At 67.3% G+C, this 14022-nt stretch carries 12 protein-coding genes; 4 read left to right on the top strand and 8 right to left on the bottom strand.

Annotation, left to right across the window (positions count from 1 at the left end):
* Positions 1-8 precede the first annotated feature (8 nt).
* Both ACV095_RS02920 and ACV095_RS02915 read left to right on the top strand, forming a co-directional pair.
* Complete coding sequence (locus ACV095_RS02920) at positions 9-1385, top strand: LLM class flavin-dependent oxidoreductase (RefSeq protein WP_018770618.1); 1377 nt, start codon at positions 9-11, stop codon at positions 1383-1385.
* A 112-nt stretch (positions 1386-1497) separates the two neighbouring features.
* Entirely contained in the window at positions 1498-1920 is a 423-nt protein-coding gene (locus ACV095_RS02915) for a universal stress protein (protein ID WP_018770619.1), read from the top strand.
* Positions 1921-1997: 77 nt separating this feature from the next.
* On the opposite strand, the gene ACV095_RS02910 is transcribed toward ACV095_RS02915, so the two are convergent.
* From ACV095_RS02910 to ilvD, 6 genes are all read right to left on the bottom strand, one after another.
* Positions 1998-2393, bottom strand: coding sequence for a (R)-mandelonitrile lyase (locus tag ACV095_RS02910; RefSeq protein WP_478223408.1), 396 nt, complete (start codon positions 2391-2393; stop codon positions 1998-2000).
* 44 nt (positions 2394-2437) lie between these two features.
* The gene (locus ACV095_RS02905; protein ID WP_018770621.1) at positions 2438-3679 is read right to left on the bottom strand and encodes an MFS transporter; all 1242 of its coding nucleotides are present in this window, start codon (positions 3677-3679) and stop codon (positions 2438-2440) included.
* Positions 3680-3749: 70 nt separating this feature from the next.
* A complete protein-coding gene (locus ACV095_RS02900; protein ID WP_134165480.1) occupies positions 3750-4658 on the bottom strand; it encodes a DUF817 domain-containing protein in 909 nt (302 codons plus the stop codon).
* Positions 4651-5469 (bottom strand): oxygenase MpaB family protein, encoded by an 819-nt coding sequence (locus ACV095_RS02895; RefSeq protein ID WP_056391521.1) that lies wholly within the window; start codon positions 5467-5469, stop codon positions 4651-4653. The genes ACV095_RS02900 and ACV095_RS02895 overlap by 8 nt, the downstream gene beginning before the upstream one ends.
* Positions 5470-5551: 82 nt before the next feature.
* On the bottom strand, positions 5552-6325 hold the full coding sequence (locus ACV095_RS02890; protein WP_018770624.1) for a hypothetical protein: 774 nt from the start codon (positions 6323-6325) through the stop codon (positions 5552-5554).
* Between the two features lie 105 nt (positions 6326-6430).
* Entirely contained in the window at positions 6431-8290 is a 1860-nt protein-coding gene (gene ilvD / locus ACV095_RS02885; RefSeq protein WP_134165483.1) for a dihydroxy-acid dehydratase, read from the bottom strand.
* A gap of 85 nt (positions 8291-8375) precedes the next feature.
* Between ilvD and ACV095_RS02880 the strand changes: the two genes are divergently transcribed.
* On the top strand, positions 8376-9218 hold the full coding sequence (locus ACV095_RS02880) for a helix-turn-helix transcriptional regulator (RefSeq protein ID WP_268002004.1): 843 nt from the start codon (positions 8376-8378) through the stop codon (positions 9216-9218).
* An 87-nt stretch (positions 9219-9305) separates the two neighbouring features.
* Here ACV095_RS02880 and ACV095_RS02875 read toward each other — a convergent pair whose 3' ends face one another.
* Positions 9306-10253 carry a polysaccharide deacetylase family protein gene (locus ACV095_RS02875; RefSeq protein ID WP_268002005.1) on the bottom strand — a complete coding sequence of 316 codons (948 nt, stop codon included), beginning with the start codon at positions 10251-10253 and terminating at the stop codon, positions 9306-9308.
* A gap of 62 nt (positions 10254-10315) precedes the next feature.
* Positions 10316-11866: a purine-cytosine permease family protein gene (locus ACV095_RS02870; RefSeq protein WP_144600233.1), complete on the bottom strand. Its 1551-nt coding sequence runs from the start codon at positions 11864-11866 to the stop codon at positions 10316-10318.
* Positions 11867-11972: 106 nt separating this feature from the next.
* On the opposite strand from ACV095_RS02870, the gene ACV095_RS02865 reads away from it, so the two are divergent.
* Entirely contained in the window at positions 11973-13586 is a 1614-nt protein-coding gene (locus ACV095_RS02865; RefSeq protein ID WP_018770629.1) for a PucR family transcriptional regulator, read from the top strand.
* Positions 13587-14022 lie beyond the last annotated feature (436 nt).

The following is a 14022-nucleotide window of genomic DNA, read 5'->3' as shown; positions in this document are numbered from 1 at the left end:
GACTACCCATGACTTCCAACAACCCTCCCCGGCGCCGGCTCCACCTGAACGCGTTCCTGATGAGCACCGGCCACCACGAGGCCTCATGGCGGCTGCCGGAAAGCGATCCGCAGGCCAGCACGGATATTGGGCACTACAAGTTGCTCGCCCAGACTGCCGAGCGCGGCAAGCTGGACTCCATCTTCTTTGCCGACTCCCCCGTCCTGTTCGGCGAGGTGGGCCGCCGTCCTGCCGGCAAGCTCGAGCCCACGGTGCTGCTGACGGCGATCGCCGGCGCCACCGAACGGATCGGGCTGATCGCCACCGCGTCCACCACCTACAACGAGCCCTTCAACCTGGCCCGCCGCTTCGCGTCCGTGGACTGGGCCAGCGGCGGACGGGCAGGGTGGAACGTGGTGACCACGGCCGGCCCGGACGCCGCCCGCAACTTCGGCGTGGACGACCAGCCCGCCCACGCTGTCCGGTACGAGCGCGCCGCAGAGTTCATCGAGGTGGCGCAGAAGCTGTGGGACAGCTGGCAGGACGACGCCGTGCTGGCCGACAAGGCCGAAGGCGTGTGGGGTGACGCGGACAAGATCCGGGCCATCGACCACGAGGGCAGGCACTTCAAGGTCCGCGGTCCCCTGAACGTTCCCCGCTCACCGCAGGGGCACCCGCTGATCGTCCAGGCGGGCTCGTCCGAGGACGGCAAGGACCTCGCTGCCCGGTACGCGGACGCCGTCTTTACCGCCCACCAGACCCTTGCCGATGCGCAGGAGTTCTACCGCGACCTGAAGGCCCGCACCGCGGCCGCCGGCCGTGATCCGGAGGCCATCAAGATCCTGCCGGGCATCGTGCCGGTCATTGGTGCCACAGCGGAGGAAGCCCAGGAGCTGGAGCGCGAGCTGGACCGGCTGATCAAACCCGAATACGCCCGGATCCAGCTGGCCAAGACCCTGCGCGTGGACCCGGAGGACCTGCCGCTGGACCGGCAACTGCCGGACAACCTGCCCAGCGAGGATGAGATCGAGGGCGCCAAGAGCCGCTACACCCTGATCGTCCAGCTGGCGCGCCGGGAGCAGCTCACCGTGCGGCAGCTGATCGGCCGCCTGGGCGGCGGCCGCGGGCACCGCACCTTCACCGGCACCCCGGTGCAGGTGGCGGACGCCATCCAGGAATGGTTCGACGGCGGAGCGGCGGACGGCTTCAACATCATGCCGCCGGTGCTCCCGTCCGGGCTGGAAACCTTCGTGGACCAGGTGGTGCCCATCCTGCAGGAGCGCGGCCTGTTCCGGACCGAATACACGGGCCGGACCCTGAGGGAGCACTACGGCCTGCCACGGCCGGCCAACCGGTACGCGGGGGCGTCCGCCGCCGGCCTTGCCTCGATTGGATCCGCGTTCTGACTGCCGGGATCCATGAGACGGTGCCCCAGACCGTGTGATACGAGGGCCCGGGAGGGGTAGTCCCTAGACTGGCAGTGAACATTAAGGCCAGGACTGGACGAAGGAGCAGGACATGAGCGGTGTAATCGTTGTAGGTGTGGACGCCAGCCCGTCCGCACGGAAGGCTGCGGAAGTGGCGCTGGGGCTGGCGGAGTCGCTGGGAGCGACACTCCATGTGGTGACCGCCTTTGAAATGGAGAACGCCGAAACCTTCGGGGTGGGCTCGGACAAGGTGCGCATCTCCAACGCGGACAGCTCGGAGATGGTGGCAAAGTCGCTCGGCGCCTCGCGGCCGGGAGTGGAGATTACCCACTTCGCTGCCCGCGGCAAGCCGGCCGATTCCCTCATCAAGGAAGCCATCCGCCTGGATGCCCGGCTGATCGTGGTGGGCAACCGCAGGATGCGCGGCATCGGCCGGCTCCTGGGCAGCGTCGCCAACAGTGTGGCGCACAATGCCCCCTGCGATGTCTACATCGCGAACACGTACGAGGACTGACCTGCCCCACACACAAGGAGGGCGGACGACGGCGGGAACTCCCGGCGTCGTCCGCCCTCCTTCTGCGCAACGGTCAGTTACGCCCCGTACTCCTCATCGGTCACGTGGCGGAGCCAGGTGACAACCTGTCCGTTCCCGTCGGCTTCCTGCATGGCGATGTGTGCCATGAACCGCTCAGGGGTGGCCCCGTGCCAGTGCTCCTCGCCGGGTTCGATGTAGACCACATCGCCGGGGCGGATTTCCTGGACCTCGCCGCCGCGGCGGGCCACCAGGCCGATGCCGTCCGTCACGTAAAGGGTCTGGCCCATGGGGTGGTGGTGCCAGGCGGTCCGGGCGCCGGGCGCGAACCGGACGTGCGCGCAGCCAATGGCTGACTGTTCATCCGGATTCCGGATCCCGTCGATCTGGACCGTACCCGTGAACCATTCCGTGGGCCCGGCCGCCGTCTGGCCGCCGCTCTGGGTGTACTTCATGTTCTCCTCCTGGTGGTTCGGGTAGATGGGAAGGTGTGCGTTGGTCATGCTGTCTGCCCGGGGCCGGCAGGCGTGGCCCGGGACGTCACGAAGGCCAGGACGGACGCCGCCGCAAGGACCGCTGCGGCCACCAGGAAGGTGACGCGGTAGCCGGCCCAGTCGAACAGCACTCCGCCCAGCGTGGATCCGATGGCGATTGATGTTTGGATGACGGCCACCATCAGGCCGCCGCCCGCCTCCGCGTTGTGGGGCATCGCCTTCGCAATCCAGCTCCACCAGCCCACCGGCGCGGACGTGGACATCAGGCCCCACAGGCCCAGGAGAACCACGACGGCGGCGATCCACCCGCCGGAGGGAACGAGCGCTGCGGCAAGGACCGCCATGAGCGCCGGAATAAAGACCAGCGTCCGGTACAGTCCGGTGCCGAGAAACCGGCCGATCAGCAGGGTGCCTGCAAATCCCGCCGCACCGATGACCAGCAACACCAGGGACACCATGCCCGCATCGACGCGGGTCACCGTTTCCAGGAACGGGCGGACGTAGGTGAACAGGACGAACTGCCCCATGAAGAAGGCGCCGCAGGCGGCCATGCCCCAGGCAATCGGCCGGCTCTTGAACGCGGCGAAGATCCCGAAGATGTTTCCCGCTGCACGCGCGTGCCTTTGGACGTTCATGGACGGCAGGCTGATCCACTGCCAGAGAAGCGCGAGCACGGCCACCGGCACCAGGCAGAAGAACGCCCCGCGCCAGCCGATGACGGAGCCAAGGTAGCTTCCCAGCGGTGCAGCCAGCACGGTTGCGAGGGCGTTGCCGCCGTTGAAGATGGCCAGGGCCCGCGCCACCTGGTGGGCCGGCACCAGCCGCATGGCGGTGGCTGCCGACATGGACCAGAACCCCCCGATCACCACGCCGATGAGGGCGCGGCCGATCATGAAGAGCAGGTACCCCGGGGCCGTGGCCACCAGCGCCGCGGAGGCGGCCATCAGCGCCGTCAGGCCCAGCAGCAGGGTCTTGCGGTTCATGCCGCCGGCCAGAGTGGACACGGACAGGCTGGTCAGGACGGCCAGCACGCCGGAGACCGCGATGCCCTGTCCCACCATGCCCTCGGAAACCTGCAGTTCCGAGGCCATCGGCGTGAGCAGGCTGACCGGCATGAACTCGGAGGCGATCAGCGCGAAGACGCACAGCGACATCGCGAAGACGCCTCCCCAGTGGGCCTGCTGGTGCCCGGGGATGCCTGGTCGCTGCTGCCCGCTGGTGTTGATGACGGTTGTTTCGGAGGCCATAGCCTCCATCAAAGCGCGCTTCCGAAGCCCTAGCGAGGGCCCTGCTGAAACGGGTCTTGGCAGACCCCCCTTACCGCAGCACAGCGGACGACGGGGCCTCCCGCCGCCCTCCCGTGGCCGCCACCGGGGGCTGCGGCTTGTACACCCAGGCCACCAGCACCACAGAGATGATCATTAGCAGGAACCAAGCCACGAGTTTTTCAAGGCCCACCGGGTGCCAGCCGTCCACCTGGCTGGGGTAGAGCCAGGCGCCGGACCAGGTGGCGATGTTCTCGGCGAGCCAGATGAACAGCGCCACCAGCAGGAAAGAGACCGGCAGCGGCATGTGGAACTCCCGGCGGAACACGCGGAAGTGCATGACGCACCGGCCGTAGATGAGCACGACGGCGGCGAGCAGCACCCAGCGCAGGTCCCAGATGTAGTGGTGGGTGAAGAAGTTGGCGTAGATCGCGGCGGCGAGGACGGCGGTGATCCAGCGCCGGGGGTAGGCGGCGAACTTCAGGTCGAACAGCCGGTAGACGCGCACCATGTACGAGCCCACGGCGGCATACATGAACCCGCTGAAGAGCGGCACGGCCCCGATGCGCAGGAAGCCTTGGGCATCGTAGGACCACGAACCCACGTCCGTCTTGAACAGTTCCATGACGGTCCCCACCAGATGGAACAGGACGATGACCCGCAGTTCCCGCAGGGTTTCCAGCTTGAACGCCACCATCAGGATTTGGATGACGACGGCGGCGATCGTCAGGAAGTCGTTGCGCGCCAGGCCGGCAGTGTCCGGATACCAGATCCTGGCGGCCATGAGCACTGCCAGGAGCGCCGCGCCGAAGATGCAGGCCCAGCCCTGCTTGAGGCCAAAGACCACGAACTCAGTGAGTCTTGTTTTGCCGCCGCCGGCCGGAGCAGTTGCCAGGAACCTCCTGGCCCGTTCGTCGATCCGCTGCTCCACCGGTGGTGAACCGCGTCTGGGGCTAGGCACTGATCCCCTGGCGCTGGCTTGGCCGGGTGTTCCTCTTCAGGTCCCTGTCGAGTTCGCGCAGGCAGTAGTTCTTGAACCAGTACCTGATGCCCCGCGGCAGCCGCGGGTAGGCAACGGCCAGGATGCGAAAGGTGCGGTTGAAGCGCCGTTCGTGCCGGTCGCTCCAGCCGAGGCCGAAGTCTTTCCGCAACTGGTGGGGAAGGAGTCCGGCGGTGAGGAACCTGGCAGGGGGGATGATGGCCCGGTACCACAGGGCTGTGTGCTTGGGAAACAGCAGGCCGCGTCCAACGCGGACCCCGGGGGCCTCCGCGTGCAGGGTGGAGACGTGTTCGGCCCAGTAGCGGCCGAACTCCGCCCTGTCCTTGGGCCACATGCCCGGCGGAAGCTGCAGCGCGGTGCCGATCCGCGCGTAGTCCAGGTACATGGCGTCGGCAGCTGCATCGTCCAGCGGGCCGTAGATCTTCTCGATGATGGTCAGAGCGGTGTCGTAGAGTGTGGCCACCACCCAGAGCTGCAGTTCCGGATCATAGGCGTTGTACCCGGCGGACGTTTTGTCCGCAGTGCCGTGCACCGGAACATGAGCCCGGTTAACCCTGCGGCGGACCTCGTTAACCTGGGCGTCGTTTCCATAGACGACCGCGTAGACATACGTCAGTGTGCCTTTGAGCCTGTTGACGGGGCGCTCAGTGAACGTGCTGTGTTCCGCCACGCCCCGGCCAATGGCCGGATTGGCAAGCTGCAGCAGTATGGCCCGCCCTGCCCCAGCAAGCAGGATGCCTTCCGCCCGGTAGTCGGAAAATTCCTGCACCATGTCAACAGGGTACCGTCACGGCAGGACGGCAGGACCGGTCCTTTGGCCCGTTGACAAGGGGCCAGGCCCACGTATCGTCCGGTCAGCGGTTTACCGGCCGCAGCGAGGTGATCATTCTCTTGATGTCCGCGTACTCGGCCGTGTCCCGGTATTTCCGCGCCAGCTCAAGGTACGGCAGTGACTGGTCGCCGGGTGTCGCGTTGATTTCCGGGTCGTAGGAGGCGCCGAACATGGCAGCGTTGGGCGGCCACCGGAAAAACTGGAAGATGGGGCAGGCGTCGGGACCGCTCGGCGGAGGGCCGGACGTAATGCCGTAGCCGGCCGCCGGGGTGCGGTACATGCCCGGCGCCGCGGCGTTTGCGCGGGTCTCGAACACGAACTGCGGCACCACTCCGCCCTGGACCAGTACCGGGATGTCCGCGCTGTCCAGGACTTCATACGGGTACCTCTCGGTACACGTGGAGCCGGTGGCCATGTTGGTCCGCAGCGTGGCCATCACCTTTCCGGCCTGGTTCCGCACCTCCGCAAAGGCCCCTCCGCCCTCCGCCAACTCCCCTGCCGGATCCTTGACGCTCCAGGCGGCAGGTAAGTCGAACGCCATGGCGCCATCCGCCGTCGTGAACGTGGTCCAGGCAGCCGCGGCAGAACCGGCCGCAGAAGTGCCGGGCGCGGCTGTTGGTGTGGAAGGGACGCTCGACGGCGTCGGCCCGGCGGCCGTACCGGTGGCCGTTGCTGACGTGGCGGCAGAGCCCGCCGTGGATGGCGAGGGCTGTGGACTTCCCGGCTGCGGTGAGCAGCCGGCCAGGAACAGCATTGCCAGGGCCGCTGCCGAAAACGCCGTGATGAGCCTGCGCACCACACCCTCCTTTGGGCCTGCCGATGACCCTTCAAGTGTGGCGCGCCGGGCCCGGGCGGGGGAGGGCCGGAGGACCTGCTTCTCCCCTCTCCCGCCGTGGACGCCTTACCGCTCTACCAGCGACACGTCCCGTACTGCGCCCTTGTCCGCGGACAGGGCCATGGCGGCGTAGGCGCGCAGTGCAGCGGAGACCTGGCGGTCCCGGTCCTTGGGCTTGTAGCCGCCGTTGACCTCCAGCTTCTCGCGGCGTTCGGCCAGGATCTCGTCCGAGACCTCAAGCTGCATGGAACGCTGCGAGATGTTGATGCTGATGATGTCACCGTCCTCCACCAGGGCGATGGCGCCGCCGGAGGCAGCCTCCGGCGAGATGTGCCCGATCGACAGGCCGGACGTGCCGCCGGAGAAACGGCCATCAGTGATGAGGGCGCACTTCTTGCCCAGGCCGCGGCCCTTGAGGAACGACGTCGGGTAGAGCATTTCCTGCATGCCGGGGCCGCCGCGGGGGCCTTCGTAACGGATGACCACCACGTCGCCTTCCTTGACGGTCTTGTTCAGGATTTTTTCCACGGCTTCATCCTGGGATTCGCACACCACGGCCGGGCCCGAGAAGGTCCAGATGGACTCGTCCACGCCGGCGGTCTTCACCACGGCGCCGTCGATGGCCACATTGCCGCGGAGCACGGCCAGTCCGCCGTCCTTGGAGTACGCGTGCTCCACCGAGCGGATGCAGCCTTCTGCGGCGTCGGTGTCCAGGGAGGTCCACTCGTTCGACTGGGAGAACGCGGTGGAGGAACGGACGCCGCCGGGAGCGGCGTGCCACAGGGCCTTTGCTTCCTCGGTGGCTTTGCCGCCCCGGATGTCCCAGTCATCCAGCCAGCCGTCCAGGTTATCGGAGTGCACGGAGTGGACGTCCTTGTGCAGGAGGCCGCCTCGGTTCAGCTCGCCCAGCAGGGCGGGGATGCCGCCGGCGCGGTGCACGTCCTCCATGTAGTAGGTCTTGTCCTTGGCCACGTTCGGAGCCACCTTGGCCAGGCAGGGCACCTGGCGGGACTTGGCATCCATCTCGGCCAGGCCGTAGTCCACGCCGGCCTCCTGGGCGGCGGCCAGCAGGTGCAGGATGGTGTTGGTGGAGCCGCCCATGGAGATGTCCAGGGCCATGGCGTTATCGAAGGCCTTCGCGGTGGCGATGGAGCGCGGCAGCACGGAATCGTCGTCGCCGTCGTAGTAGCGCTTGACGAGTTCGACGACGGTGGCGCCGGCCTTCTCGTACAGGGCCTTGCGTGCGGTATGGGTGGCGAGCACGGACCCGTTGCCCGGCAGGGACAGGCCGATGGCCTCGGTGAGGCAGTTCATCGAGTTGGCGGTGAACATGCCGGAGCAGGAGCCACAGGTGGGGCAGGCGTTCTCTTCGATGAGGTTGATGTCGGCATCGGAGATGGACTCGTCCACGGCATCGGCAATCGCGTTCACCAGGTCCAGGGAGCGGACGGAGCCGTCGGTCAGGGTCACGCGCCCTGCTTCCATGGGGCCGCCGGAGACGAAGACCACGGGGATGTTCAGGCGCAGCGCGGCCATGAGCATGCCGGGGGTGATCTTGTCGCAGTTGGAGATGCATACCAGGGCGTCGGCGCAGTGTGCGTTGACCATGTACTCCACGGAGTCGGCGATCAGGTCGCGGGACGGCAGCGAGTAGAGCATGCCGCTGTGGCCCATGGCGATGCCGTCGTCCACGGCGATGGTGTTGAACTCGCGCGGCACGGCACCGGCGGCGAGGATCGCGTCGGAGACGATCCGGCCCACGGGGGCGAGGTGGGTGTGGCCGGGGACGAACTCGGTGAAGGAGTTGGCCACGGCGATGATCGGCTTTCCGATGTCCGAATTGGCGACGCCGGAAGCGCGCAGCAGTGCGCGGGCGCCGGCCATGTTGCGGCCATGGGTGACTGTTTTAGAGCGAAGTGCAGGCATGCCTACCATCCTGCGGGCTCATAGGGCGGGGTGGAAGACGCTCTTGCTACTAGTAGTAGGAGTACCAGAGTAATAGTATTTCCGGGTGAGTGATCCCGGACGGCGCAGGGAACTTGGCCTCTTCCTGCGCGCCCGCCGCGACCAGGCGCTGCGGGCCGACTATGGCCTGCCGCCGATCGGCCGCTCGCGCGACCGGGGATTGCGCCGCGAGGAGGTGGCTTTCCTCTCCGGTGTCAGCGTCACCTGGTACACCTGGCTGGAGCAGGGCAGGGACATCAGCCCCTCCCGCCAGGTCCTGGAGGCCGTCAGCCGCGCGCTGCATCTTTCCACCACCGGCCTTGGCTATGTCCTGTCCCTGGGCGGGTATGCGTCCGCGGCGCCCTCGGGCCCCGCCGCCGATACTGCTCCGCCCCACATCCAGCGGCTGCTGGATGCACTTGATCCCAATCCGTCCTTTGCCCTGTTCCCGGACTGGGGCGTAGCCGGCTGGAACAAGGCCTATGCGGCGCTGTACCCCAACATCGCCACCGTGCCCCCGGCGGACCGGAACCTGCTGTGGCTGGTGTTCACCGACCCCTACGTCCGGGACCTGCTCCCGGACTGGGACACCACCAGCAAGCGTTTCCTTGCCGAATTCCGCGCCGAAACCGGACAGCGGCTGGGTGATCCGGACATCCAGTACCAGGTGGAACGGCTCAAGGAGGCAAGCCCCGAGTTCCGCCAGGGCTGGGACCTGTACGACATCCTGGGCTTCGAATCCCGCGAGCGGCTCTTCCACCACCCCGCCGTCGGAGTCCTCCAGCTGGAACACCACCAAGTGTCGCCTTCGGACCGGCCGGACCTGCACATCGTTGTCTACACGCCCGCCCCGGGCAGCGGCGCCGCAGCCCAGATGCAGTCCCTGATGACCACGGCTGACCAGTCGTAAACAACCGAAAGCGGCCGGCGGCGGGAACTCCCGCCGTCGGCCGCTTTCCTCGCCCGGGACGCTTGCCCCGGGCGCTACCCCAGGACGCTAGGCCAGCACCCCCTGCCGCACCAAGGCGGGCTGGAACTGTGCACCCGCGCCCGGGAATACCGGCACGTCGATCCGAGCGTGGGTGTGGACCTCCGTCACGGTTTCCTTGGTGTGCCGGGCAATCTGTTCCATGGTGGTTACCCACATGCCGTCCATCGCCTTAACCCGCTCGATCAGCTGCTCCAGCGCCACCGCCTTGGACGGCCGGCCGGAGATGAACGGGTGGTTGGTCAGCACGAAACAGCTGCCCTGGGAGTGGTGGGCCTCGGCTTCAAGGGTCCACATCTCCAGGACCTTGGCCGGGCTCTCGATCACCCCGCTGCCCGTCACGCCGGGATAGAACGCGTACTGCTCCCAGTCGTCAAGGGTCCAGTCCACCGGAATCTCCACAATGTCCCGGGGATCATCGGCGGCGACGGCGAAGCGGTAGGGGGCGTCGCCGTCGAGCAGGCTGGAATCGTAGAGGAAGCCGCGGTCGGCCAGCAGACCCGGCGAGTGCCAGTTCAGCTCCCACCACGGTGCCCGGTAGCCCACCGGCCGGACTCCGGCCACCGTGGCCAGGGCCTCAAGGCCCCGGTCGATGTAGCTTGCCTCGGTGGCGGCGTCGATGCCCTGCATGGGTTCGTGCAGGTAGCCGTGGTGCGCCACTTCATGGCCGCCGTCCACGATCTGCCGCACCACGTCCGGGTAGGACTCGGCGGTGAAGCCCGGGATGAAGAAGGTGGCCTGGATGTCCTGGCGCGCCAGGATGGCCAGGAGCCGCGGCACCGCGATTTTGGGGCCGTAGGACTGGTGGCTCATCAGGGACATGCGCCGGGTGCTGGTGGGGTTGTGGGCGATGGTGCAGGACTCTGCGTCCACGTCGAAGGTGAAGGATGCGGCGGCCTTGGCACCGTCGGGCCAGATGATGGGGTGCAGCGGGTCTGCGATGGCGGGCTGGTTCATGGGAAATCCTTTCGGCGGGCGCAGTGCGCCCGCCAGGTGCTGGGGAAGAAGGGCAGGGCCGTTTAGAGGGCGGGAAGGGCGGGCGCGCTGTCCGCTGCCTTGCCGTCCGCTCCAGGGGCGCTGTCCGCCGCCTCCTTGATGCGGGGCTGCAGGGCCAGGTAGCGGATGTGCTGCCGCGGCCCGAGGATGGCGTACACCCCGGCGCTGGTCAGTCCACCGGCCAGCCAGGACAGGTCCCAGCCGCCCAGCGCCACCGCGATGGGGCCCTGCATGATGGGGATCAGGCCGTACATGAAGAGCCACGTTGCGAAAATCCCGGCCACCAGGGAGATGACACCGGCCCAGTTGACGCCGGGCAGCCGCTTGGTGCCCACGGCGTCGAACAGGCGCTCCGGCTCGCCCGGCCAGCGCTTGTCCAGCCAGAAGTAGTGCACCAGCATGATGCCGCCCCAGGCGGCCACCCAGGCCACCAGGCCAATCAGCCAGGCGTCGAGTACCGCGGCGAAGTCCTCCTGGAAGATGAAGAAGACGACGGCGGCCAGCGAGAAGACGCCGACGAACAGGTTGAGCTTGCGGCGGCTGATGGAGATATCCAGTGCCTGGGTTGCGACGGAGAACGTATAGATGTTGAGGATGTTGGTGGCGATGGGGCCGTGGAGCACCATGAGCAGCACCGGCAGCGCCATGGCGCCGAAGTTGAGGACGATCAGCTTGCCGGGGTCGATCTCCCCGGAGTTGGTGGCCAGGCTGGCGCCCAGGACACCCAGCCAGACCACCGGGATGAACTGGCCAAGGACCGAGGCGAGGTAGACCTTCTTCTTGGGGACGCTGGTGCTGACGAACCGGGAGTAGTCCGCGGCGTAGGTGAACCAGGTGATGCCCCAGCCGATGCCGATGGCGGTCATGACGGCGCTCATGGCGGCGATCCGCTCCGAGCCTTCCAGGATGGCGCCGGCCGGTCCGGCGTAGCCCCAGTCGATGTCCATGCCGAACCAGGCGACGGCCGACATGACGGCCAGGATGAGGATGGTGGGCGGTACGGTCCATTTTTCGAAGGCCGCGATGGCCTTGTAGCCGAACCAGGCGATGGCTACCTGCAGGGCCATGATGAAGGTGGCGACGCCGATCTTCCAGGCGTAGTTGGGGGCTTCCGGGTCAACCCACCCAAGGGTTCCGAAGAGCGCCATGACCAGGTCCAGGATGATCCAGGTGTTCACCGCGCACCAGCCGATGACCAGGAGGGCCTGGATGGCGGCCGGGAGGTAATTGCCGCGCCGTCCGAATGCGGCGCGGGCCAGGACCATGCCAGTGGCGCCGGTCTTCTGGCCCAGGAGGACGAAGCAGCCAAAGAGCAGCATGCCGATCAGGTTGCCCAGGACCAGGACGGTGACGGTGTCCGCCAACCCGAGTCCCAGCTGGATCCCGAGTGCCCCCAGCACCCAGTTGATGGGTGCCAGGTTGGCGCCCGCCCAGATCCAGAACTGGCCGGAAACCTTGCGTGTGCGTGCTGATTCGGGGATGGGCTGGAGCCAGGCTTCGTGGTCCACGGCGTTGTGGTCCTGCGTGGCCTGGCCGGGCTGGCCGTGCGTGGCTGGTGAAAGCTTTTCTTGCATGGGGGCCTCCGTGAGGTGGATAAGTACCAAAAGGCTATGTGGCCCCCATCACAAGGAACAAGATACGATGTGTCGAACAGATTCCCCTACTACGTTACGGACTGTCGTGTCAGTGTTTCTTGGCGAAATACTCGCCCACCCCGCCCTCGCCGCCGCCGATCCCGTGGTCCACCCCCTGGGTGTGGCGGCCGACGCGCAACCGGTCCGCTGGGTCCACTCCAGCGAAGTGCTTGACATTGCACCCCTGCTCCGGGGCGGCGAACTGCTGCTGTGCGGCGGGATCACCCTGGCCACGGCCACGCCTGCCAAGCGCGAGGACTACGTGCGCGAACTGGCCCAGCGCGGGATTGCAGCGCTCGCCATCGAGACCGGTGGCGCCCTGCCGGAGATCCCGGCCAACATGCTCGAAAAGGCCGAGGAATATGGCCTTCCGGTGGTGGAGCTGCGCAAGGTGGTGCCGTTCGTGGGCGTCATGCAGGCCATCAATTCCCTGCTTGTGAGCGAGTCCGTGGGACACCTCCAGCAGGCTGACGCTGCCACCCGGGCCATGGCGGCGGAGCTGGCCCACGGCGCTTCACTCGACAAGATCCTGGGCGTACTGGCCGGCATGACCAGCTCCGCGGTGAAGCTCACCTCCCCCTGGGGAGTCACCATGGGCAGCGCCATGCCCGAGGGCTGGAACGGTGACATTGGCGCGGAAGCCGGGGCGGCGGCAGCTGGCGATACAGCGGACGACGGCGGCTCCGGGCCGGGCGGGCACGGCGGCTTTCACGGCAGGGCCGGCGGAACGGTGATCACCGTGGACATTCCCGTGCGGGGTGTCCTCATGGGCCGCCTGGAGGTGCGGGTTCCGGATGCCGCGGACGTGGCCCTGGCGCAGGTGGCGGGGGAACGCGCCGTGGACATCCTGGGCCTGGCGCTGCTGCAGCACACGCCTCCCGGACTGCATGCCCTGGCTGGCGCCGAACTGATGCGGGCAGTCCTGAACGCAGCTCCGGAGTGGCGCCTTGAGCAGCTGGCCCCGGGTGCCGGCTTCCCCACGGACTCCCCCTCCGTGGTGGCGGCAATCCACGCCGCGTCACCGCAGGAGCTGCGTGGCGCCGTCGAAAGCTTCCTCAGCTCACGGCGCATTCCGTGCGCCGCCTATCTGGATGATGCCGAACTGGTGGTGATGATCGGCCTGCCCTGCGCTGACACTGTCGGTGAACGGCGGCAGCTAGTGGAATCGCTGAAGGGGCTGGAAGGGGACCATGATGCGGTGATCGCCGTCGGTCCCCTGGCCGGCGGCGTGGCGGAAGCCGCCTGGTCCCTGGCCGAAGCCCGCCGCACCCTGGAGGTGCGCCAGATCCGGCGCAGGAACGCGTCGGCGCGCAGGCGCTATCCGGCCCGCGGCCTGGTGGTGGTGGATGCGGAGGACGCTGCCGTGGAGAGCCTGTCCCTGACCTGCCTTGATGCCTCATCACGGGAGGCGTTCGTCAACCGGCAGCTGCGGGCGGTCCTTGAGCATGATGCGCAGCGGCAGTCCCAGCTGCTGGAGACCCTGCAGGTGTGGCTGGACTCAGGCTGCAACACAGCGCAGTCTGCACGGGAACTGCACCTGGAGCGCCAGTCGATGCACCACAGGTTGCAGCGCATTTTCGAGCTGTGCGGCGGTGATCCGCGCGGCACGGGCCGGCTGGCGGCACTGCACCTGGCGGCCCGGATGGCCGGACTGCCCTGACCTGGCAGTACATAGGGGAAGCCCCACCAGCAATGCTGAAGGGGCTTCGACTGTTTTGATTCCGTTATGACGAACATCATCTCCCGAACTTGCGGGAATCCTGGTGCTTCCTGCCTCGTCACCGGCAGACCACCTGGATCAGATCCACGGTGTGTTCCAGGGTTCCCTGTTGTCCGTTCCCGCCCTTCTTTCGAAGAACGTATTAACAGTGTTACGCCTGGTTTTGCGGGGACGCAAGAGCCAAATTTCCAGCGGAGAAAAGTGTTTAAACGCAGAACCTGCAGGTACCTTCGCGATCTCGCTAAGAGACGGCTCGGACATTCTCATGTCCTGAACAACCCGGCGTCATCTGATGGTTACCTGCAGGCACTTCCACTCTACGACCGGCCCCGGCACTCCACCAGAGGTAGAGCGCATTCCGCTTGAACTTTTGGTG

It is taken from the genome of Arthrobacter sp. JDC6, from assembly GCF_056484025.1.
The sequence above is the reverse complement of the archived record's forward strand: the minus strand, read 5'-3'. Positions and strand labels throughout refer to the sequence as shown.